Origin of the sequence: Acetobacter conturbans (assembly GCF_011516755.1) — a bacterium.
GTDB classification, from domain to species: Bacteria; Pseudomonadota; Alphaproteobacteria; order Acetobacterales; family Acetobacteraceae; genus Acetobacter; species Acetobacter conturbans.
On sequence record NZ_WOSY01000009.1, the window covers coordinates 92,110 to 115,646 of the forward strand.

At 59.0% G+C, this 23,537-nt stretch carries 15 protein-coding genes, 1 tRNA gene and 2 pseudogenes; 13 read left to right on the top strand and 5 right to left on the bottom strand.

The genetic code is table 11. The annotated features are described in order from the left end of the window. Window positions 1–26 precede the first annotated feature (26 nt). Together GOB81_RS17710 and GOB81_RS18030 are read left to right on the top strand one after the other, a co-directional pair. Window positions 27–163 (top strand): annotated as a pseudogene (locus tag GOB81_RS17710) (IS5/IS1182 family transposase); the annotation flags it as partial. Window positions 164–327: 164 nt separating this feature from the next. Continuing rightward, window positions 328–564: pseudogene (locus tag GOB81_RS18030) on the top strand (aconitase X); the annotation flags it as partial. Window positions 565–871: 307 nt separating this feature from the next. Here the strand turns inward: GOB81_RS18030 and GOB81_RS10735 are convergent. Continuing rightward, complete coding sequence (locus GOB81_RS10735; protein ID WP_173570414.1) at window positions 872–2,185, bottom strand: Nramp family divalent metal transporter; 1,314 nt, start codon at window positions 2,183–2,185, stop codon at window positions 872–874. A gap of 152 nt (window positions 2,186–2,337) precedes the next feature. On the opposite strand from GOB81_RS10735, the gene GOB81_RS10740 reads away from it, so the two are divergent. After that, window positions 2,338–3,486, top strand: a complete 1,149-nt coding sequence (locus tag GOB81_RS10740) for an aminotransferase class I/II-fold pyridoxal phosphate-dependent enzyme (RefSeq protein WP_173570415.1) — start codon at window positions 2,338–2,340, stop codon at window positions 3,484–3,486. Window positions 3,487–3,563: 77 nt separating this feature from the next. Here GOB81_RS10740 and GOB81_RS10745 read toward each other — a convergent pair whose 3' ends face one another. From GOB81_RS10745 to GOB81_RS10755, 3 genes are all read right to left on the bottom strand, one after another. Continuing rightward, window positions 3,564–5,276 carry a Hint domain-containing protein gene (locus GOB81_RS10745; RefSeq protein ID WP_173570416.1) on the bottom strand — a complete coding sequence of 571 codons (1,713 nt, stop codon included), beginning with the start codon at window positions 5,274–5,276 and terminating at the stop codon, window positions 3,564–3,566. A gap of 241 nt (window positions 5,277–5,517) precedes the next feature. Then, window positions 5,518–6,594 (bottom strand): purine nucleoside permease, encoded by a 1,077-nt coding sequence (locus GOB81_RS10750; RefSeq protein ID WP_173570417.1) that lies wholly within the window; start codon window positions 6,592–6,594, stop codon window positions 5,518–5,520. Between the two features lie 27 nt (window positions 6,595–6,621). Next, a complete protein-coding gene (locus tag GOB81_RS10755) occupies window positions 6,622–8,184 on the bottom strand; it encodes an adenosine deaminase family protein (RefSeq protein ID WP_242010199.1) in 1,563 nt (520 codons plus the stop codon). A 235-nt stretch (window positions 8,185–8,419) separates the two neighbouring features. Between GOB81_RS10755 and GOB81_RS10760 the strand changes: the two genes are divergently transcribed. Continuing rightward, window positions 8,420–10,501 (top strand): M1 family metallopeptidase, encoded by a 2,082-nt coding sequence (locus tag GOB81_RS10760; RefSeq protein ID WP_408736925.1) that lies wholly within the window; start codon window positions 8,420–8,422, stop codon window positions 10,499–10,501. 283 nt (window positions 10,502–10,784) lie between these two features. Next, entirely contained in the window at window positions 10,785–11,519 is a 735-nt protein-coding gene (locus GOB81_RS10765) for a hypothetical protein (RefSeq protein WP_173570419.1), read from the top strand. Between the two features lie 34 nt (window positions 11,520–11,553). Here GOB81_RS10765 and GOB81_RS10770 read toward each other — a convergent pair whose 3' ends face one another. Continuing rightward, window positions 11,554–11,850: a YggT family protein gene (locus tag GOB81_RS10770; protein ID WP_173570420.1), complete on the bottom strand. Its 297-nt coding sequence runs from the start codon at window positions 11,848–11,850 to the stop codon at window positions 11,554–11,556. Between the two features lie 146 nt (window positions 11,851–11,996). Between GOB81_RS10770 and GOB81_RS10775 the strand changes: the two genes are divergently transcribed. The 8 genes from GOB81_RS10775 to GOB81_RS10810 all read left to right on the top strand — a co-directional run bounded on the left by GOB81_RS10775 (window position 11,997) and on the right by GOB81_RS10810 (window position 23,456). Next, window positions 11,997–12,072: transfer RNA gene (locus GOB81_RS10775), tRNA-Ala, on the top strand. 385 nt (window positions 12,073–12,457) lie between these two features. Further along, complete coding sequence (locus tag GOB81_RS10780; protein WP_173570421.1) at window positions 12,458–12,859, top strand: hypothetical protein; 402 nt, start codon at window positions 12,458–12,460, stop codon at window positions 12,857–12,859. Between the two features lie 113 nt (window positions 12,860–12,972). Continuing rightward, window positions 12,973–13,704, top strand: coding sequence for an SDR family NAD(P)-dependent oxidoreductase (locus GOB81_RS10785; RefSeq protein ID WP_173570422.1), 732 nt, complete (start codon window positions 12,973–12,975; stop codon window positions 13,702–13,704). A 149-nt stretch (window positions 13,705–13,853) separates the two neighbouring features. After that, window positions 13,854–14,255 (top strand): hypothetical protein, encoded by a 402-nt coding sequence (locus GOB81_RS10790; protein WP_242010200.1) that lies wholly within the window; start codon window positions 13,854–13,856, stop codon window positions 14,253–14,255. Window positions 14,256–14,349: 94 nt separating this feature from the next. Then, window positions 14,350–17,268, top strand: a complete 2,919-nt coding sequence (gene uvrA / locus GOB81_RS10795) for an excinuclease ABC subunit UvrA (protein ID WP_173570423.1) — start codon at window positions 14,350–14,352, stop codon at window positions 17,266–17,268. A 250-nt stretch (window positions 17,269–17,518) separates the two neighbouring features. Beyond that, entirely contained in the window at window positions 17,519–18,859 is a 1,341-nt protein-coding gene (locus GOB81_RS10800) for a hypothetical protein (protein WP_173570424.1), read from the top strand. After that, window positions 18,856–20,823, top strand: coding sequence for a phospholipase D-like domain-containing protein (locus GOB81_RS10805; protein WP_173570425.1), 1,968 nt, complete (start codon window positions 18,856–18,858; stop codon window positions 20,821–20,823). The genes GOB81_RS10800 and GOB81_RS10805 overlap by 4 nt, the downstream gene beginning before the upstream one ends. Beyond that, the gene (locus tag GOB81_RS10810; protein ID WP_173570426.1) at window positions 20,820–23,456 is read left to right on the top strand and encodes a helicase-related protein; all 2,637 of its coding nucleotides are present in this window, start codon (window positions 20,820–20,822) and stop codon (window positions 23,454–23,456) included. Before GOB81_RS10805 ends, GOB81_RS10810 begins: the two co-directional genes overlap by 4 nt. Window positions 23,457–23,537: the final 81 nt, after the last annotated feature.

Here is a 23,537-nt window from a genome sequence, read left to right on the forward strand (position 1 = left end):
GAAGGATATGCTGCCTGTCCCGCGATGATGCCGGCGACGGTCGTCAGCGCCATATTGCGTCGATACGAATGGACGCCCTTTGATGGTCAACCTGACGGCCGGCAACATTTCGGACAGCGCAGGTGCTCGGATGAGTGTCGATGATATCTGCAAGCGTTGGTTGTGAGGGACTATACTCTTTACGGATGGGGCCTTTGACCGCCTCAAGCTCATGGGCGGCTTATCTCAACTTCGTCCTTGTGAAATCATCCATTGCCGCCTCGATGCCAACCGTCGGCCACAGCGTATCATTGAAGTCACGATGCCTGCTGATCCGATGACGCGTTCTGGCCGCTGCTTGGTTATCTCGCGGGACGGGCCGCATCAGATTGCATCTCTCTCCTGCGCGGCGAGGCGGAAGCGAGACCTGCCCGCGACGATTTGAAGACGATGTGCGCGGCATTCGGTACGACTTCCGCGGCACGCATGTTCCATATTGAAGGCATCACGCCGGGGACAGACTGTTCGATCCCGATGAGTTGTGGGACGGACCCTTCGGATGGACAACGAAATGGTAATGAGTGACGCGTGATTACGGGTGCCACATCGACGGGGCCACAGGCCATGATCCTCGGCGCCATGGGTGCTAATCTCATGCGAAAAAACGCTTATCCGTGAAGTTCCAAACAGGCTCTGAAAGGTTGTTTCCAAAGCTCTCTGCTCGCGAGCGGACGCGCGCTTTCCCCCCTCGGATGCTCACGGCCCGCATGGCCGCATCGCTTCAATGCTCAAAAACACACGCCGGTCGTGCGCGGCCTCACAGACGTTCTCGCTCAGCAGAGAGCGTTTGAAACAGATTTTTAGCCGTGATTGCCCAAGCCGTTCCGAGACCTCAGCCTGTCAGCGTTCCGTAAAGCAGTTCGAAATTGAGTGCGAGAATAATGGCCGCCACCAGCCACGCCAGCACTGCCACAGGCCGGGAGACGGTGAATTGTCCCATCATATCCCGGCGCGTCACGAACCAGACGAGCGGGATGACGGCAAAGGGAAGCTGCATGGACAGAATCACCTGACTGAGCAGCAGGAGCTCGTTCACGCTCCGGTCCCCGAACCAGACCGACGCGACGACAACGGGGATGATGGCGAGCGAGCGTGTCAGCAGCCGCCGCGCCCAGCCGGGAAGATGCAGGTGCAGGAAGCCTTCCATGACGATCTGTCCGGCCAGCGTGCCGGTGATGGTCGAGTTCATGCCTGCGGCGAGCAGGGCCACGGCGAACAGGGTCGAGGCCATCGCTGCGCCGAGAACCGGTGAGAGCAGATGATAGGCGACGCTGATGTCGGCCACGTCACTGTGGCCGGTTGCATGAAAGGCCGTGGCGGAGACGATCAGGATGGCTGCGTTGATGAACAGCGCCAGTGACAGCGCGATCGTGCTGTCGAGTGAGGCGAAGCGAATGGCTTCACGCTTTCCGTCCGGGGTGCGCTCATAGGCACGGGTCTGCACGATGGAAGAGTGCAGATAGAGATTGTGCGGCATCACTGTCGCGCCGACGATGCCGATGGCGATGTAGAGCATCGCGTGATTGGTCAGAATGCTGGTTGTCGGCACGAACCCGTGGAGAATACCGGCCGCGGGGGGAGCTGCCATGACCAGTTGCGCGGCGAACGAGACCGCGATGATGCACAGCAGACCGATGACGAAGGCTTCGAGATAGCGGAAGCCGCGTCCCATCAGGAGCAGCACGATGAACGCATCAAGCGCCGAGAGCAGGGAGCCGGTCAGCAGCGAGAACCCGAACAGGAGCTGAAGCGCGATCGCGGTGCCGATCACTTCCGCAAGGTCGCAGGCGATGATCGCCAGTTCACAGGCAATCCAGAGCAGCAGGTTGATCCCGCGTGGAAATCGTTCACGGCAGGCCTGAGCCAGATCCAGTCCGGTGGCGATGCCAAGCCGCGCTGACAATGCCTGAAGGAGAATGGCCATCAGGTTGGAGAGCATGATGACACTGAGCAGGGTGTAGCCGAACTGGGCGCCACCCTGCAGGTCGGTTGCCCAGTTGCCGGGGTCCATGTAGCCGACGGAAATGAGATAGCCGGGACCGGCAAAAGCCAGAAACCGTTTCAGCGTGGACGAGCCGGGGCCGGGAACATGCACGCTGGCGAACACATCGGGAAGGCTGCGGCGGGTGCTGTCTGCGTTAGGCACGATGGTCTCTGGCTTTCACGTGGCGGCTGGATAGAGCGTTATTATGCACTATGCTATACAGAATTGCATCAGGAAACCGAACGGACGAATGGCGGGCGCGTCCGGTTTGAGGCAGGATCGCCCCATCCTGCCCGGCTTTCGGACTTTTGCTCATGACCGTTCCCCAGATCGACCCGTTCCACACCATTTCGCTGAGCACCGTTGCGCATCGTCTGGCGTCCGAGGGGCGCAGCATCATTCACATGGAATTCGGCCAGCCTTCGACAGGCGCGCCGGAGGCCGCCATCGCGCGGGCGCATCATGTTCTGGACACTGACCCGATGGGTTACTGGGAGAGCCAGCCGCTCAGGGAGCGTATCGCCCGTCATTACATGGAGCAGTATGGCGTAACGGTCTCCCCCGAACGCATCGTGCTGACCTCAGGTGCCTCTCCCGCTCTGCTGCTCGCCCTGACGAGCTGTTTCATTCCCGGCGCACGCGTGGCGCTGGCGCGCCCCGGCTATGTCGCCTATCGCAACACATTGCGTACATTGCACATGGAACCGGTGGAGATCGTGTGCGGGGAAACAGAGCGGTTCCAGTTGACCGCCGCGCTCATTGACGCGTTGGAGCCACCGCCAGAAGGTCTGATTGTCGCCAGCCCCGCCAACCCGACCGGCACAGTGCTGTCCGACCCTGAACTTGCGGCGATCGTCGCTGTCTGCCGACGGAAGAAGATCCGCATCGTCTCGGATGAAATCTATCATGGCCTCACCTTTGGCGAGCCCGCGCACAGCGTTCTTGAATATGATCAGTCGGCGATGGTCGTGAACAGCTTCTCCAAATATTTCAGCATGGCGCCCTGGCGGCTGGGCTGGCTGGTCGCGGCGGAAGACAGGGTGGACGCCGTGCAGGCGCGTGTGGGCAATCTGTTTCTACCCCCGTCCTCGCTCAGCCAGCATGCCGGTCTGGTGGCCTTCGACTGCCGCGAAGAGCTTGATGAGCATGTGAAAACCTATAAGCGCAACCGTGATCTGTTGCTTGCTGCATTGCCGCGCTGGGGGCTGCGCCACATCGCCCCTCCGGACGGGGCGTTCTATATCTATGCCGATATCGGGCATCTGACGGGTGACAGTCTTACCTTCTGCATCCGATTGCTGAGGGACACGGGCGTGGCGACCGCACCGGGGGTCGATTTCGACCCGGTGGAGGGACGGCATTTCATGCGGTTCAGCTTTGCCGTTTCCACTGCTCTGATCGAAGAGGCGATCCGGCGGATGACGCCGTGGTTCACGGCGAGAGAAAAGGATGCCGGTTCCTGAACTGTTTTGAAAGTCCGTGTCTTTTGAAAACCTCATCATGAGGAAACGGCTCTTGAAATCCCGTTCCCTCTGAGAGGTCAGGCCGGAATGGCCATCACCGGGGCGATATCGTGGGGAACAGGATAAGGGCCAGCCGCGAGCACTTCGATCGCCAGAACGCCCTCACGCGTGACATCAGCACCTTCAAGCGAGAGCCGTGCATCACCGGTTGTCCAGCGCGCCTGATGAGACGTCGGTGCGAACCAGCCGGCAAGCTGCTCATTGTGGAAATGCTCTGTCATCTCAAGGTAGTTTTGTCCCTGAGCGAGCATGACCCGTCCCACCAGCACACCGAGTTGGCGACGATCATCCACGAAAGGCCCAATGACATCGTGTGGTCGGCTTGTGCGGGACAGAAGGCGCACGGACTTCACCCCTGCCGGTAGCGGGAAGAAAGAAATCCGACCCGCCTTCCGTTCCATGCGGATCATATCGCCCCGAGCGGTCATCAGGTGAAGATCCGGATCGCTGGTGGTTTGGAGAATATCCGTTTTCCGCTCGACGCTATTCCGGACAGCGCGTGTCTCGATGGTCCGGTAGAGAGTTTCAGTGAAAGCTGGTGTGACGTCCAGCGGAGCGGCAGCATCCTGCTTCCATGTCAGGTGCCGGGAGGCTGCCAGCACAGCCACTTTGCCTGCTTGTCGGAAAGAGGAGCGATTTCCCGTATCGAGATAGCTTTCCGTCGGCACATTGTCCGCCAGAATGACGGAATGGGGTTCGGTTTCGATGTGATAATAATCATAGGTGGTGATGGATCTGTCGTAGAAAATGGAACGACCGTTCACCAGAATACGGGCGGGAAGAAACCGGTTTTGAAGAAAAAGACAATGTTCTGACGTGATCAGCATGTCCTTTGACGGAACATTGTCAGAGAAGGCATCTTTCAGAATACGGATGGGATAGCCGGCTTCGTCATCGGGAAGGCCGCTACGCACTGACACGCTGGCCATTCCTGTCCACACGATTTTTCGGAGGGTGGGGTGGCCATTCACTATCGCGACGATCTGGTCCCCGATCCGGATATCCTGCACAGGGACATCGCCCTGCACGGTGCGGATCATGGAATCTGCAAGGAAACATGCGAATGTATAGCTGCCATCACTGTTTTTTGTATAGGTGAAGTCAGCCGGTGTGACGCCCGAGGCCAGGGTGATATCGGGGAACAGGGTCTGGGTAGCGCCCCAGAGTGTGCCTTGCAGACTGTAGGTGACACCATCGCCGTTGAGCACCAGATGCACATCGGTCGGTTCATTGCCCGAGATGATGATCTTATCCGAATTGCTGAAGCCAGTTATGGCCGCACTGGATGTATTGCTGCTGTCATAATAGACGATATCGATCGTGGAACCGCTTGTGGTGCCATCCGAATTCTTGACGTCATCAAATATGACCGTGCCGGTAAGCGTGTTTCCGTATTGTACGGTCAGACCCGACGACTGAAGGATGATCGTCGCTTCGGATGCATCTCCCTCGAGATCCTTCGTCGTCAGATTGACATTCTGCAATCTGAGAACTGAATTTTTTTCGAGATAAAGGCTGTAGTTGCCATTATCGAGTGACTCTCCGCTGGCCGCGATGGTGACGGCGCCAGACACGGCAAGGCCCCCGACTGCTTCGTTCGCGGAGAGAAATACGCTTGCGCCCTCTCCGAATGAGACTTCATCGTAGGAATGCGGAACAGAGGCGCTGTCCCAGTTCGCTGCATTCGTCCAGACGCTGCTCTGCGCGCCCGTCCATGTCACTGTGGACATACCGTCTCCTGAAACAGTCTTGTTTTTTAAATGGTTGTCTCGCCGAAAAGAAATTTTCAGCCAGACCCGGAGCTTCCATGGCTTTCCGGTGTGTTCACGAAAACGTTATATTAAGGTGCTTTGAAGGTCACGTTCAGAAACGCATCATATATAAATTTTAATCTTTCAACATTCTGGGCATTCCAACTGTTCATGGAGTGGTCAGACGAAGCCATGCAGAATGGCTGCAAGTAAAATGTCTTTACTTGTTTTCTGGTGTCTCATTCTCGTATTTTTCCCAGTGCAGGGCCAGTTCCTTCACCACTACGCTTCCCACCCGCCACGCACTGTCCAGAGAAGGCACGAAGCCTGAAAAGCCCGTTTCGTTCGCTTCTTCTTTCAGCAAGCTGGCAGCCGTTTCCGTCGGTGGCGGCATATCGTAATTACTGGCCGTTCGCAGAATCAGCACACGATTGATATCCACCCGCCCTGCTTTCGCTTGCGCGGAAAGAGCCTGCATGAAAGCAATATCCTCTTCCGCTGTCGTCGCGAAAGTTCCTGTGTTTTCCGTCCAGTATTTAACCCATCGTTCTGCCCAGCGGTTCATCCGCGCTCCAACCCAGAATGTCTCCGAGGACAGCGTGTCGCCGACCATCACCGCCGGGGGAGTCTGTGCTTTCGGAAAACCTTTGTAGCGGACACGGTTTGCCTGGAGGGATGATGCATCGGGCAGTTCGACGGATCGGGTCAGCTCATAGGCCCAGTTCACCAGTCCGGGATTCAGCGTGTAGCCCATATCGCCCCATTGTGAGTGCAGGGGTGGAACCGGCTCAAGGTCCGGGCGGTCACCCTGCACCGGAACGAAACCATCAGACCAGCCCGAGGGAATTTCGCGAGGATCGATCAGATGCGCCAGCCCGCCGTTGATGACCCGCGGTGCCCAGACAGCCGAACCCACAGAGCCGAATTCCGGATCAATGCCGCCAATTCCGGCAAGAATGAAATAGGCCTTGCGCAGATCGAAACGCGGATCGAGCACCAGCCCTGTCATGGCCGAAGCCATATGCGCCGGCCCCTCTCCCGTCACGATGCCGATAACGTGCAGATCAGGATTGTAGCGCAGAACTTCGTGATAGCTTCCCGGCGCGGGAAGTTCTTCGCTGAGTGGGAGCTTTTCCACCCAGTTCTGAAATTCGCCGGGGATATCGCCTGAATCCTTGCCTAGTTCGAATGTTGTCACCAGCACCACCCTGACCGGGATTTTCGCCGGACTCGCGACAGCGACGCCGGAAGTGGCCAACAGTGCCGCGACAGAGGCAAGAACAGGAAGATAACGCATCGACAAACCCTTCACGACCAGCCGGTTTCAGTTTTGCAGCGGCTCGCCAGCAGCCATTCTGTGTTCGAAGCGCGCAAAGTCACCTTCCAGTTTCCATTGCAGCGTGGCCTTCTCGTTCTGACTCAGCAGATCGTGACAGGGGCCGTTATCGCTCGGCTCGAGAGGTCTGACGCTGGCACAGACGGACGCGATGCGGAACGGTCGCGTCGACTCCCACAGGCTTTTGCCGGGCAGGAAGGCATGTTCCAGTCCCATCCGCGACAGGTCTTTGAGGTCCGGATAGGACAGGCCGTAGGTGATGGTGGCCCTGATATACTCACTGGTGAGCGTGCTGCGGGAGACGCCCTGATCATCGGTGGACAGGGCGACCGGCACACCATGCGCGCGATAGGTCATGAACGGGTGGTTCGGGCCCTGAATATTCAGGATCTGGGCGTTGCTGGTCAGATTGATCTCGACCAGAATATTATGTCTGGCCAGTTCATCAAGCAGGCCATAGGGGTCGCGTTCCTGCATGATGTCCACGCCGTGTCCGATGCGGGAGGCACCGGCAATTTCCACGGCCTGCCGGATGTGCGTGTCCAGCCCTTCAGGCGGAACCAGCCCCTCGGAAAGCTCTCCCGCATGAAGGGACAGCTTCACGTCAGGCCAGTGCTCCGACAGCACATGGAACATCTGCATGTGCAGGGTGTAGTCATGCATCGCGATGGGGTTGTCTTCCGCTCCCACAATGTTGATGCCCACAAAGCGTGGATCGGCCTGTGTCAGCGCATAACCGAACGCGATCTGGGCGAGAACCATGCCCGGCGGCATCGTGCGCACCGTCTGGTAGAGGTAACGCACAGTGACATTGCAGCCCGGCAGGGCGTCCTTTGTGTCGCACTTCAGGGCCGCACGGGCCTTGTGCTCCATGCTGTCCGTTTCGCTCCCCGCGAGCTTCACGAAAGACCTGAGGTGGGGAGTGAGCTGGACTTCCGCGTGGGAAATGTCTTTTTCATCAGCAACTTTTGTCGAGGAACCAAGGCGCGCGACAGCGCTTAACTCTGGTGAAACCATCAGTTCGATATAGGTAATGTGATCCCGCGCAGCCTGTGTCAGAGCATCCACAAGCATATCGGCGTCATGTGTTGTCGTCGCGGGCAGAAACCTGTCGAAGGTCGCGAAGAAATGATCATGCCCGGAATGCTCCTCTTGTGTGGGAACGAAATTCCTCATCGAAAGAGCATCGATTTCCCCGGCGTACAGGGCGGAATCCTCAATGACCTGCTGCGCGGGAATGGCCTCCCTGGACGCATGAAAGCCGAAAACACATTTGGCGGGACCGATAGCCCCGGTGACCGGATTGACGCACAACTGGTCTTCCCGTGCCCATTCGAGCAGATGCTCCGCATAGATCGCGCCCACGAGATGGTTATGCAGGTCCGCGCCTTTCGGAAACCCTCTCATGAACACCGAAAGCTGCGTCGGATCGGCGCGGATGGTTTCGAACCGGGTGGCTGTGGCCGCCGCTTCGTTGCCGGAAATAGATGCCGCGAGGGCAGCGTGTGACAATGAGATGCTCAGAAGAGCCGGCAGGAGACGACGGATCATGGCCTGTATCGTGTGCCCTTCACATGAGGATGACAATGGAGGACGATACAGCATTCGCCATGGTGACGTCATCCGGTCAGGCAGTTTTGGTCGCTCCGGCTGGTGTCGGGAGACTGCAATCGTGAAGCGCCCCTGTTTTTTCAGCCTTTCCTTTTCCGTTTCGAGGAGGTCGGCCCCTCGATCTCTTCCGCAGGCGGGCACAGGCTCAGGACAAAAAGGGTGGCGACTGGCCGCGGTGCTCGCGGTTCTGGCTCTTCCTGTTTCCTCGGGCGCTGCCTGCGCCGCAGAGGCAGGCAATCCTCCGGTTCCCGACCCGACAAGGATATTCGCCCCGCTGGCCTATCCGGAAGATGCAAACATGTACCGCTCCGGCAGCGGACGGCGAGGCCCGCAGGCGTGGCAGAACAGGACGGATTATGACATCAAGGTCACCATTGACCCGGTCAACCGCACCCTGTCAGGCAGCGAGATCATCACCTACACCAATAACAGTCCGGACGATCTGGATGTTTTATGGGTGCAGCTCGATCAGAATATGTACCGTGAAGGATCGCGCGCCGATTTCGCTAATCCTGAGCGCCATCAGTTTCATACCGATGGCATAGCGATCGAGAGCGTTTCCATAGAGGACGAAGGACGCAGCACGCCGCTGGTTCCGGTCATCTCCGACACGCGGATGCAGCTTTCTCTCTCTGACGCGATGCACAAAGGCGAAAAGCGGCGCATCCGGATTGTCTGGCACTACACGATACCAGGTGCATGGGGCGGGCGGACGGCAGTTTCTTCCAGCAAGAATGGCGATATTTACGAGATTGCCCAGTTCTATCCGCGCATGGCCGTCTATGATGATGTTCGTGGCTGGGACACCGCACCCTATCTCGGGCAGGAGTTTTATCTCGATTACGGCGATTTCGATTATAGTGTGACGGTGCCATCTGCTTTCGTTGTCGCGGGTTCCGGCTCGCTGGTAAATCCGTCAGATGTGCTTTCGCAGGAACAGCGCGACCGACTGGCGCAGGCGGCGAAAAGTGAGCAGCGCATCATGATCCGCACGCAGGCTGAAGTGGAAGCGCCTGCTGCCCCCCCGGTGCCCGTGCAGGCGGATGCCGGCAAGGACCCGAAAACACCGGATGACCACAAGCTGGCAGCCGGATCGGAAAAGCCTTTAACGAAAACATGGCATTTCCACATGGCCAATACACGGGACGTCGCCTTCATGGCATCCGCGGCCTTTCTGTGGGATGCCGCGAAACTCGATCTGCCTCCGCTTCCGGGGGGCAGTGAAAAGGACAGGCAGGCTCAACCGCGTCTTGCCATGTCATTCTATCCGGTCGAAGGAATCGGTGCTCAGGGCTGGGACCGCTCCACGTCTTATGTGAAACACGCGATCGAGTATTTCTCCTCGCAATGGTCTCCCTACCCCTGGCCCAATGCGATCAATGCTGCCGGGCATGGGGCTGCTATGGAATATCCTGGCATAGCGTTCGAAGATGCGAAATCGCGCGGTCCGCAATTCTTCTCTTTGACAACACACGAACTGGGCCACCAGTGGTTTCCGATGGTGGTGGGATCGAATGAACGTCGTCATGCCTTCATGGATGAAGGTTTTGACACATTCATCGACGTGCTTGCGTCCGTTCATTTCAACAGCGGCGAGTTCGCGCCGAAGCATGATGCGGAGTACGCTCCTGTTTCCGGAAACCCGGCGGTGGATATTGTAAGTGTTCTGATGGATCCGGCATCGCCGGTTCTGATGGCGCCTTCAGACACGGTATCGGAAAAGTATCGGCATGCTGTCTCTTATTTCAAGGCGGCCTATGGCCTGACTTTGCTGAGGGAGCAGATTGTCGGTCCGGACCGGTTCGACAGGGCCTTCCGCGCCTATGTCGGTGAGTGGGCTTTCCATCATCCGACGGCATCGGATTTCTTCCGGTTCATGAATAGCGAAACCGGTGAGGACCTGTCGTGGTTCTGGCGTGGGTGGTATTTCAACAACTGGGCGCCTGATTACGCTGTTGGACCCGTGTCCTATGTGGAGAACGACCCGAAGAAGGGAGCGCTTGTACGGGTGGTGAACAAGGGCTGGCTCCCGCTGCCCGTCGTGTTGCAGGTCACATGGATGGACGGGAGCGCCGCGCGTATCCGGATTCCTACGGAAACGTGGATGCTCCGGAATGAACTGACCGTGGATGTGGCGGGCACACAACCGGTTCGCACCGCCATTCTCGATCCGGACAGGGTGATCCCCGACATAGATCGGAGCAACAACAGTTTTGGAGAAATTCCGACAGTGACGATTTCTTCCGGAAACCACTGAACAGGAATGCGGAAATCGTAGGTCTCTGGTGATCCCTGACGGGAATGGCCTGTTACAAATAAGAACACGCTGTCCCGGAGATGTCGTTATTCGGTCATAAACCGGCAGCGGGTAGGGGTTACGTTATGTTGCGTAGAGGAGGCAGGCTTTCTGTGGCATGGCTCGGGAAGAGTGCCCATATGCAGGATAAAGCCACTGTCCGCACTGTCATTCCGGGTTTCCGGGTGGTTGTCTGTTGCGGGTTAAGGGTGGGTTTTCGGCTTTAGCTTCCGGGAGGAGCGTCATGAACATCAACCGTTTCAAGCTTTTGTCGCAGGTTTCCGCCGTGGCATTGGTGATGGGTGCTGTGGCCCCCGCATATGCCCATGGTGGCGGTGGTGGAGGCGGCGGCGGTGGTTTTGGCGGAGGCGGCGGAGGCCACGGAGGTGGTGGTGGCCCCGGCGGTGGGGGCATGGGCGGCGGTCCGGGAGGCGGCGGATTCCGCGGTGGTCCCGGGGGTGGGGGCTTTGGTGGTCCTGGCGGAGGTGGTTTTCGTGGTGGTCCCGGCGGCATGGGTGGCGGTTTTCGCGGCGGTGGCTGGGGCGGCGGCGGTTGGGGAGGAGGCTGGGGCCCTGGTTGGGGATGGGGCTGGGGAGGCTATCCCTCTTATTATGGCTGGGGCGGCTACCCTTACTGGGGTGGCTACGGCGGTTGGGGCTGGGGTTGGGGTTGGGGTGCACCCTTCGCCTTCGGTTCGCTGCTAGGAATGTCCATCGGCGCAGCGGCGGCTTCGGGTTCGGGGAACTATTATCAGGGGGGGTATGGCGGTTACGCCCAGCCTTACTCTCAGCCGTATGCTCAGCCTTACGGTGATTACAATCAGGGCTACACGCAGCCTCCGCAGAATTACGGATACGGCGGCTATGGCAGTTATCCTGTTTATTCAGCGCCGGCGGCCCCGTCCGTGCCCAGCAATGTGGTCACATGTTCGCCCGGGCTTTATTTCAATCGGCTGACCGAGAGTTGTGACCGGCATTAGTTCGCCGGTCATTACGGAAGAAACGGTGAGGGCTTCAGCCCAGGAAGCTGGCCATCATCTGTCGGGCGAAGAAGGGCTCGACAAGGTACTGGAGCACGAGAAGGATCACGAGGGGAGAAAGGTCCACGTTGCCAAAGGCGGGCAGGATGTTCCGTAGTGGCACCAGCAACGGTTCCACCAGTGCACTGAGCGCCCGGCCTGCCTGCCATACGATACGGTTACGGGTATCAAGCACGCCGAACGAAAGAAGCATGCTGAATACGCAAAAGATGATGATGACTGCTTCATAGAGTCTTGCGACTACCAGCAGCAGATGCCACAGATCATACACGGAAAATCATACCTTTCTCGAGAAGTGTGCGCACAGGCGGCCACGGTCCGCAGAGCCCTGACTCCTGCACAATATGACGTGGTTTCCGGCGGTGGATAGCCCTTGACAAGCGGAAGCATACCGATATGTATGCAGTCCATAAAGGCGGGGCTGTAGCTCAGATGGGAGAGCGCCTCGTTCGCAATGAGGAGGTCAGGGGTTCGATTCCCCTCAGCTCCACCATCCGCCTTTAGTTTTATCCAATAAAATCAATCTGTATATGTAGAAGTGCAATACACTCCCGTTATGTCGCTCCTGTTGTGGCGGCATTTGTGAGGGCAGTATTATGCTTCAGAGAAGCGGCGCTGAATACAGGGGCTTCTTTGGTGAATGAGTGTGGCCGAGCCTCCTTTCTTTATCATAAGGGCGCTGAGGCCCCTGCGGCATGTGTCGGTAAACAGGTGACGTGTTGCGGACCATTCCCGTTCCGGACGGCCTCCTCCTACCAGCCGGGATTTCGTTCCCTCATTGAGATATTCTTCCTTGCCGGGCAATGCAGTCCGTCGCCTGACAAAATTTTGATCACGCTCTAAGGTGCCGTCTTCAACATTCCGGACGGAGTTCAGTCATGGACGTGCAGACGATCGACCAGACCTACACCCAGTTGCAGACGCAGGCCCAGCAATCAGCGCAGGCTCTCCAGACATTGGGAGGCAAGTTGCAGGCGGCGGCGAATGGCGGCGATCAGCAGGCGCGTGAATGGTTGCTGGATCTCCGTGAAGTTGCGCTGTCCTTTCAGGCTGAACAGCAGCAGGTGACGGGTCTTTTGCAGGCCATTCATGCCGCAGCGACCAGCGAGATGCCTCAGGCGGCTCCGGCCTATGCGCAGGCGCCAGTTCAGCAGGCAGCCCCGCAGCCGCAGCAATCGGGAGGTTTTTTTGGAAATCTCCTTGGCTCGAATTTTGGTCAGGCTGTCGCCGCCGGCGCGGGCTTCGGTATTGGTGATGACCTGATCAAAGACATTTTCTGATATGCCGGTCACCGATCACGCCGGGGGAAACCGGAGGGTCGGCACTCAAAGCCGGTGGCCGCGCGGAGCGTCCGTGCGGCCCGGTTACGGATCTCTATCGCGGGGAGTTTTCAATGACAGGTCGTGTGGCCCTTATCACCGGTGGAAGCCGCGGCATTGGCCGCGCTATCGCCGAGCGTCTGGCCCGGGATGGCTTTGACATCGCCATTACCTATGCCCGGAATGCGGACGCCGCCAGAAGCGTGACGGACGCAGCCGAAAAACTGGGACGGAAAGCTCTGGCTATCCAGTCCGACAGTGGCAATCTCGAGAATAACGAAGCGCTGGTCGGTAAGGTGGTGAAGGGCCTCGGTCGTCTGGACGTTCTGGTCTGCAACGCCGGTGCCTATCCCTATGGTGGTCCCGACGAGATGAAGCTGGAAGACATCACCCGCACGCTGGACCTCAACCTGCGTGGGGTGATCGTGGAGTCCGTCGCGGCGGCGCGCGTGATTCCGAAGGGCGGTCGCATCATCCTCATCGGTTCCGCTTTCGGCGAACGCGTGCCCGTACCGGGGATTTCCATCTACGCCGCGACTAAGGCGGGACTGGTCGGGTTTGCGAAAGGGCTGGCGCGGGATCTGGGGCCGAAAGGGATCACCGTCAACGTCATCCAGCCGGGACCGATCGACACCGAACTGAACCCGGCCGATGGTGCCGCCAGTGATGCTCTTCGGGCGCAGCTTGCCATCCCCGCTTATGGAGAGGTGTCCGATGTTGCGGATCTGGTCGGCTTCGTCGCCAGTGAACGGGCTTCCTACATCACGGGCACGGCTCTGAGTGTCGATGGGGGCCTGACGGCCTGATCGTCCGGTTGTCAGCCTCACCCTGAGCGGAGCGAACGAAGCCTTTCCGTTCCACTCTTCTGATGGCTGCACATTATAAATGTGTGGCCATCAACCTCCTGTGAAGAATAATCCGGCTTTCTGTGTTCACTGTAGTGAGGACGGGGAACATGAATATGCGGACTGTTTTCGGAATGGCGACCGGGCTCGTCCTCATGGCCACGCCTGCACTGGCGCAGGATTACTCCACGTCCTCCTCGGGGCAGGCCAGGGGGCAATGGGATTATTCCAGCGGCAGTCAGTCTTCCGCGCCGCGTGGAGAGAGCTACGAGGGATATCCTCCCCCGCCGACCCAGGTGATCATTTCGCCGGGTATGGGCGGAGGCTACGGAAGCTATGGCGGTTCCGGCAGTAGCAACGGCAGTTCCCCGCAGGGCGGCGGTCAGGGTGGGGGGCAGGCATCCGGCACCATGCAGGGAGGCGTCGGGTGGGGCAACACAGGCGGTGGCGGCGTTGGATATGGGAATATCGGCGCAGGCAATACTGGAATGCCGTCGCACGGCGGACAGTAAAGAGCGTTTGAGAAGAAAGTGCTCCTGCTCACTGTAAATTCCCTCAACTCGTCCTATATTGTCCAGTCTGTGCACAAGGACACTCGACCGGACGATGACAGCCAAACCCGTTTCAGGCCCCGCTATCCGTGTGAAGGGTGCCCGCGCCCATAATCTCAAGTCCGTTGACGTGGATATCCCGCGCGATCAGATGACGGTCATCACCGGCCTGTCCGGGTCGGGCAAATCGTCTCTGGCGTTCGACACCATCTACGCCGAAGGCCAGCGTCGCTACGTCGAAAGCCTGTCCGCCTATGCCCGCCAGTTCCTTGAACTGATGGGCAAGCCGGATATGGACTCGATCGAAGGCCTGTCTCCGGCAATCTCCATCGAACAGAAGACGACCTCCAAGAACCCCCGCTCGACAGTCGGCACGGTCACGGAAATCCATGACTACATGCGGCTGCTCTGGGCGCGGGCGGGTGTGCCGTATTCCCCCGCTACTGGCCTGCCGATCGAGGCGCAGACGGTCAGCCAGATGGTGGACCGCGTCATGGCCATGGCGGAAGGAACGCGCCTGATGCTGCTGGCCCCCGTTATTCGTGACCGCAAGGGCGAATATCGCAAGGAACTGGCCGAGCTTCAGCGCAAGGGTTTTTCTCGTGCGAAAGTTGACGGAGAGCTCTACGAGATTGAGGACGTTCCGAATCTGAATCGCAAGCTGCGGCATACGGTCGAGGCTGTGGTGGACCGTATCGTCGTTAAGCCCGGCATCGAAAGCCGTCTTGCGGACAGTTTCGAAACGGCGCTCTCCCTGTCGGATGGTCTGGTTTATGCGGAAGAGGTGAAGCGCGATAGCGCCGAGCCCGCAGAGCGGACGGTTTTCTCGTCGCGGTTTGCCTGTCCTGTCAGTGGTTTTACCCTCGAAGAGATCGAGCCCCGGCTGTTTTCGTTCAACGCCCCGCAAGGTGCCTGCCCGGCCTGTGACGGGATCGGCAGTGAGACGTTTTTCGATCCGCGCCTGATTGTGCCCGATGAGCGTCTGTCGCTGGCGCAGGGCGCCGTAGCGCCATGGCGAAACGACAAGACGCCGCTCTACGAACAGACTCTGCAAAGCGTGGCCAAACATCTCGGTATCCGCATGGATACTCCGTGGTGTGATCTGCCCGAGGAGGCCCGGTCTGTCCTTCTTGATGGCACGACTGAAGATATACACTTCGTTTATCGGGACGGAGGTAAGTCTCACACGCTTACGAAGCCTTTTGAGGGAGCGATTGCCAGCCTTCAGAGGCGTCTGAGAAATACGGACAGTATCTGGAAACGTGAGGAGCTTTCCCGATATCAGGCGGATAAGCCGTGCCATGTATGTCATGGGGCACGTTTGAAGCCTGAAGCTCTGTCGGTAAAAGTTGCGGGATTCAATATCGCGCAGGCTTCTGATCTGTCGATCCGGGACGCCCATGCGTGGTTTAAGAGCGTTCTGTCGACCCTTACTCCACAGCGAGCGGAAATCGCTCGACGTATTCTGCGGGAAATCAACGATCGTCTCAAATTTCTGGTCGATGTGGGGCTGGATTACCTGACGCTCTCGCGCGGTTCGGCTACTCTTTCCGGCGGTGAAAGCCAGCGCATTCGTCTGGCCAGCCAGATCGGCTCCGGGCTGACCGGTGTTCTGTATGTGCTGGACGAACCCTCCATTGGGCTGCATCAGCGCGACAATGAGCGCCTTCTTGTCACACTCCAGCGCCTGAAAGCTCTTGGAAATACCCTGATCGTTGTCGAACATGATGAGGACGCCATTCGCAGTGCCGACTGGCTGATCGACATGGGACCGGGAGCGGGTGTCGAGGGTGGAACGATCATTGCGAGCGGTACGCCAGCCGAGGTTGCCGCGTGCGAGGAGAGCCTGACCGGCGCGTATCTTTCTGGTCGTAAACGCATCGAGGTGCCGAAGGAACGCCGCCCGATCGATCCAAAGCGTTTCGTGACAGTTCGTGGTGCAACAGGGAACAATCTGAAAGATGTGACCGCACAGTTCCCGCTTGGAACATTCACCTGTGTGACGGGCGTGTCCGGCGGCGGTAAATCCACGCTGGTGATCGACACGCTCTATAAGACATTGTCGCGCCGTCTGATGGGGTCGTCCCAGACTCCTGCACCCTGCGAACGGGTGGATGGTCTCGAACTGCTCGACAAAATCATCGATATCGACCAGTCCCCGATTGGCCGCACGCCGCGTTCCAATCCAGCGACCTATACGGACCTGTTTACGCCAATCCGTGACTGGTTCGCGGAACTTCCGGAAAGTCGGGCGCGTGGCTACAAGCCGGGACGCTTTTCGTTCAATGTGAAGGGCGGTCGTTGCGAGGCGTGTCAGGGCGACGGCGTCATCAAGATCGAGATGCACTTCCTTCCGGACGTTTTCGTGACCTGCGATGCCTGCAAAGGTGCGCGCTATAACCGTGAAACACTGGAAGTGAAGTTCAAAGGCAAGTCGATTGCCGACGTGCTGGCCATGAGCGTGGACGAGGCCCTTCCCTACTTCCAGGCCCAGAGCCGTATCCGCGACCGGCTTGCCATCCTGCAGAAAGTCGGCCTCGGCTATGTTGCGCTCGGCCAGCAGGCCACGACGCTGTCCGGTGGTGAAGCGCAGCGTGTGAAACTGTCCAAGGAACTGGCGCGTCGGGCAACCGGTCGGACGATGTACATCCTCGACGAGCCAACGACGGGCTTGCACACGGAAGACGTTCGCAAGCTACTGGAAGTGCTGCACGCGCTGGTCGATCAGGGCAACACTGTTGTGGTGATCGAGCATAATCTCGAAGTCATCAAGACCGCTGACTGGATCATCGATATCGGCCCCGAAGGCGGCAGTGGTGGTGGTGAGGTGGTGGCCGAAGGAACGCCGGAAGACATTGCGGCGTGCAAAGCAAGTTACACAGGGCAATTCCTTGCGCCGTTACTGATGCAGGGTAAGAAAGCGCTACCACCGAAGAAAAAGGCTGTGGGTCGGAAGAAGAAAAAAGTCGGGTAGAAGGAAAAGTTTTTTAGGGGGATGGCGTCAAGTAGTATGACCGCTTTCGCCTTCATCTCGGACATGTAGGGGGATAGAAGTAATTTCCGCATAGCAGGCATTATTTAGTTAAAAACTCTTCCTTAGATTCTTGCCCGAAAGTTTTTTAATAATGAATTTTCTCTTGATCTTCATCATGTCAGCATGTGGATTTCCGTGTAATTTGGACGCGTAGATAAAGAGGAAACGGGAATCAGGGAGGCGTCGAAAGGTGGCAATTGATGCATTTGGGCAGGACCAGATAGACCAGCTGCCGGCCATGCGATGGGGGCTGCTTGGACCCGAACAGCTTGCGGGATCGCGTCGAACGCGGACGCTCGGTTTGGGGGCTGCCGTGCGAAAGTTCAACCAACTCGCTGTGCCTGGCCTGGGCGGGGTGTGGTTTGCCAAGCAACTTTTTCTGGCGACGCTTGGCGTCCGGATTGCCGATCGGCTGCGCTTCATCAGCACCAACGTCAAGGCAATAGAGATTGCCAATGCGGTGGAGGCGCTGGCGTGCTGGTGTGCATTTAGAAGCAACGGTTGGACGAGTGACTCCCGGCTGCGCGGCAGCCAAAAGCTGGCCGGCACAGACGACCTGACCTTCTCGCGACTGCGCCAGCCACGATTCTATGTCACTCAGCCCATGCGTATGGCGACCGTGGAAGCTCTGGTCGATCTTGGCTTCGTTGAACCTGGGAGCCAGCGGTTCAATAGTTTTCGTTGTACACAAGCCGGCATGGATTTGATCGAAGCCGCCACGGCCGGACATAGGCCGTATAACGCCACCGTTGAGGACTATCTGCTCGGACGCGCCAAAGACGGTGCCGTCATCAGAGACACAGACAATCTGCAGAATGCCCTTTCGCCTTTGATTGTTTTGCCGCCTGATGCGCGGGCACTCGTTCGCGACAAACTCTGCGAAGGTGCTGGCCAGAACCCCGAAGCGGCCCGAAGGAAGAACGCCCTTGGCTGGGTTCGCTCTCTTGATGTGAATCGCCCTGCCGGGTGGGAGGCGAAGCCAGCGATACTTGATGCGAATCACTGGGACGATCTTCGGCTGGGCGCCCGATTCTTCGCAGCGCGAGACGCTGCCATCGACGTGTTGAACGCCATTGAGGCACAGATGGCGCCGCTGGCTGCGCCGAAACTCGCTGCAGACGCCGCGTACACGCTCTCCCCCGTACAGATGCGGCTTGGGACACTACGTGAAGCGGCGCAGCGTTTTCTGGATGAGGACAAAGACCCGACTGAAGGGCGCATGGCGACGATTTTCTGCCGCGAGTGCACAGAAGGTGATTCTGCGGCCATCATCCGGAACCTCGTCAGGCGCGATGATCGAGTATTGCGGCTGGTCGGAAACGATGTGCTGCCGGGCGGGGCTTTCTCCCGACAGCCTGAAGCGGAAATCTCGGATGATGAAGGCGAGGGACCAGATGCCGACAATGCGGGCCGCGTGCCTGTCCCGGCCGGCATCTCCAGCCGCGTCCGCAATCTTTATCTCCTCGATCTGGACCTTGAGGGACGACTTGCAGATTTCCTGAACCCTCCGGCGGCCGAAGAAGCGGCATGAGTTTCAAGCCAGCCTCTCTCGCCCAGCTTTTTGATCCGCCCGAGCAGTATCAGGGAATCTTCGGCTGGCTTTGCGGATACGCGGCCGATGCCGGTTTCCTGGAGGATGCCCTTGAACGCTTCTCCGGCCTGACCCGGGCTCGACGTGCCTATCAGGGCCGGATTCTGTTGGCCGTGATGCTCGATCCCGGAAATCCACAAATTGCGCCCGCAGAAGCACCGGGCGCTCTGCATCTGCCCGTAAAGACTGCGAATCTGCCCTTTGCACTCCTGCACGCCAAGGTCGCGGTCATCGGCTTCAGGGGCGTGGACAGCGACCGCTTTGTCCTACGCATCATCGTGTCAACCGGCAATTGGACACGCCAGACGCTTGAAGAAAGCCTCGACCTCGCCTGGCACCTCGATATCCTCGGCCGGGATACGAACAATAACGTCGCTCCTCAGGACCGTACCGATCTGGCCGCAGCCTGGGATTTCCTGTCCTGGCTCCAGCAATTCTTCGATCTTCGCCCGCTCGAACGCATTGCAGGGAAAGACAACGAGTCGACCAGTGCTGCAGCCAAGTTTGCTGCATGGATTGGCCAGATTGCCAAACGCCAGAAGGAATACCCTCCCCACTTCTTCGACAGTCGGGAGCGCTCCCTATTTGAACAGCTTCCAGACCTCGTGAGGCATCACGGGGGCAATGTCAGGCGCAACTATCTTGCACTGGGGTCTGGCTTTTTCGAGGGCGAAGGGGCGATTGACACCTTCGTCCCTGAGCAGATATTTGAGATTCTGAAAGAGAAATCGCTAGTCACAATGAGCTGCGAAAAGGACCTCTTCGTCAACCCGCTCGCTTGTCAGGTAGTCGCCGCGCGACAGTCCTGGATCGAGAAAAAGGGCTGGACCATACACGCTGCCTGCATGCCGGCCTACTTTGGCGCCTTCACGCGCGCTCTCCACGCCAAATTCATCTTCAATGCCAATTGGAGCGAAAAGTCTAACAAATGCAGCCGCCCATGGGTCTATCTCGGCTCCGGCAACCTGACCAACCCCGGCTTCATGAACAAGGCAGGTTGGGTAGGAAACCTCGAAGCCGGTGTCGTCTTCGCCCCTGAAGCCCTGAGGTGGTCCGTAGAGGGCAAAAAAGACGAGGGAGCGGATGTCGTCACCAACCTGCTTCCCATTCATTGGGACGACGCGGAGGAGACACCTTTACCGACGCTACAGGCAGGGCAAGGCATGCCGGAGCGGGATGCCTCCTTCGTTGCCGCGCCCGTCGCTCTGTTCCTCTGGAGCGAGTGGCCCGAAGGGGTGAGCCTCACCACGCAAGGGGAGGTATTGGAGGCGTTTGAGTTGCTCGATCCCGACGGGTGCCCGTGCGAGCGTCTTGCAAATGGCAGCTTCGCCTGGCCAGGAAAGCGTCCGCGGCAGGTGACCGTGGCGTGGTCAGTCGAAGGGAGTATGCGAACGGCCAGTGTGCCGGTCATCGACCGCTATGGCCGTTATTGCGCCGCCGATCTGCCCACGCTCGATTTGGAAGAAGCATGGATCCAGCTCGCCAATTTCCCGATGCCGCCAGAGGATGAGGAACTGGCGGGCAGTGATGCGATGGATGCTATCGACGGAGTCGTCGCCGAAGGGGTTGCCCAAGTAACACCGCCTTCCGCCTACCCGGTTCGCCGGATGATGATCCTAGTCGAGGATATTGCAGCCAAGCAGATCGCCATCGCAGTAACGGACTGGGCGATGTGGTGCAGCCGTCTCGAACAGGTACTGACGCAGGCGAAGGACAGCGAGGTTGTAAGGGCGTTCCGGTCAATCTCGCTTAATCCGCTACACCCTTTGTTGGCACCAGCCTTCCGGCCGGCCTTTGCCGCGACCGCGCAGACGCAACAAGGCGTCCGCTACGAGGCTGCACTCAATGCGGCTATCGCGGCCTGGCAGCTTGAGAACTGCGCGAAGCTGGGGGAACTGCGTTGAAGCAGCAGTTTCGGGGATGGGCGGAAGTTGCGCGCCGCCTCCAAGACATGGCGTGTCCTTCGTCTGCGTTTGCTCGGCTACTCAATGACGGGCAACGCGCAAGCCTTCTGGCAATCGCCGACCGCATCGGCAGCAACGGTGTGATTGTCGCCGACGAGGTCGGCATGGGAAAGACACGCATTGCGGTCTTTGTGGCCACCGCAGTCGTGCAAAGTGGCGGCCGATCAGCGGTCGTCATCCCGCCCGGCCTGAGCTTCCAGTGGACGAAGGAATTCCGCGATTGCGGGACAGATGTCCTGCCGGTGGTTCGCAGCTTGCACGGCTATTTTGAAGCCTGGAACAACGAGGAACCTGGCCCGGCCCCGTGGTTCCAGCAGTCCATCATCATGATTTCCCATCTATTTTCTAACTGGCGGTTCGGACAGAACCCGCAGACTTGGCGATGGTGCCTGCTTCCGGAGGTCTACGCGGCAACCCGTCGATTGATAGAAGGGCGTGTACCCCGCGGCTACCACGATGCCTATTATCGTGACGCCTATGTGAAACGTGTCGTGACCGCAGCAAATTCAATCGCAGGAGCAGTACCTTCGTCCTCAGGCAATCCCGCGCGCTGCCTGCTCTCATGCCTTCTCTCGGAGGTGACATGGCCCGCCCCGCTCAACGCGGAAAACTACGGCAGCTGTCAGCCGCTTCGCGTTTGGTTTGAGAAGGTCGTCGGGCTGGGTCTTGGAGCCTTCGATCTCATCATCGTGGACGAGGCGCACAAAAATCGCTCGAAGGACGGCGGTCTGTCTACCGTGGTCGAAAACGTCATCCTTACAGGTGGTGATAGCCGTCGCCTCGCGCTGACGGCCACGCCCATCGAACTCGATGTCGGGCAATGGGAATCGACGCTCAAACGTATTGCCACGACCACGGAACAACGCCAGCCAGTCGTTGAGGCGACAGAGCGTTATGCGCAGGCGATCCGTCGCCTCCGACTGGGCTGGCGAACGAGTAGCGCAGTGCGGGACGGATATCGAGAGGCCGCCGCACAGTTCCATAATGCGCTCCAGCCTTATCTTTTGCGACGCGACAAGCGCGAAGACGAAGATGTGCTCAGGTTCAAAGAGGCAAGCGGGCTATCCGAACACGACTATCGGCATCTGCGGGAGGTCGCTGTTGAGTTCAACGACCTAAGTCCGGCCTGGCGCCAGGCGGTTTGTGCGGCGGAGGCGCTATCGGTTGTTCGGGAACCTGTGATGGATAGCCGGACGAAACGATTGCGCCTGACCATCGGTAACGGTCATGGCCTTGCTGGTGTCATCGATCAAGCATTTTACGACAAGGAAGAGGATAAGAGGCAGGTTGAGGAAGACCGGGCTCAGGCCGATGACGAGATGGGAACGTCTGGTCTTGATCTGGTTGCCAGGCCACCGGCCGGCAATCGGTCTGCGTTGTGGGCGTCCGTCCTGCAAAATGCGCTCGGAAACGATCCGGACATCCTGTTCGATCATCCGGCGATCCTGGCGGCCATCCGAACCATCGAAGAAGAAACCGAGCGGGGCGAAAAGGTGCTGGTCTTTGGACGCTTTACCCGCCCCATGCGCGCCCTGGTGAGGCTGCTCAATGCGCGGCAGATGCTTAAGGCCGTCGAGCAAGCGACCCCCTGGCCGCAAGCCAAGGTGCATGAAGACGAGTGGCCAGCCGTGCACGCCGCACACCGCCAGTTAGCGTCGAAGGTGGACTTGACCCGGCTCGACGACCTCCTGGCCCAACTTCGCCGGGAAAGCGGCCAGCGTGCGAGGCAGCGAGAAGGGCTTCTCGTGCGTCTGCGTGCAGGGCTGGCGCATGACGAAGCCAACGGCAAATGCCTCGCCATTCTCGATGCCATCGGACGCCAGACGGCGCCCGTGACCGGCGATGATGAAGAAGACGAGCGCCACATGGCTCTGCTGGCACGGGCTATCGCCGCAAATACCGACGGTCCGGATGCATCTAATGCCGACCTCGCAAGCGCATTCCGAGCCTTGGTAGAAGCGGTCGCGGACCGTGATAGCGGCGAGGAACAAGGAGAGGAATTCGACGAGGAACAAGCGGCAAGGGCCTGGAACGTCCTCGAAGAGCATTTGCGGGAAGGGTACACAAGCCGGCAAGGGGGATTCGCCCGGCTGATGTACGGTGAAACCAAGCTGCAGACGCGCCGTATGATCCAACTCGCCTTCAACCGGTCGAACAGCTTCCCGCGCGTGCTCGTAGCGCAGTCGCTTGTGGGGCGCGAAGGGCTCAATCTTCACGAGAGCTGCCGGATCGTTGTCCTGCTGCATCCCGAGTGGAATCCGGGCGTGGTTGAGCAGCAGATCGGCCGCGTCGACCGCGTGAATTCCCGGTGGGCGAAGATGCTGCGGCAGGCGATTGATGCTGGGAGAAATGGGTCTGATCTCCCCCGTATTGAAATCTGTCCGATCATCTTCAAAGGAACCTACGACGAGCACAATTGGAACGTCCTCCAGGAGCGTTGGGAGGATCTGCGCTCCCAACTGCATGGAGAAGCGGTCCCGGCACGCCTGCGGGTGAGCGAGGACGAGGAAGGGCGTGCGATCCTTGATGAAGTCGCGGCGGCCAGGCCAAACTTCTCACCCCGGAAAATCTGACGCGCATTTGGCGAGGCACGGCATGCTATCTTTGCTGCATGTGACCCTGCCCCCTGAAATGCCCTCGATTTGAAGTAAGGT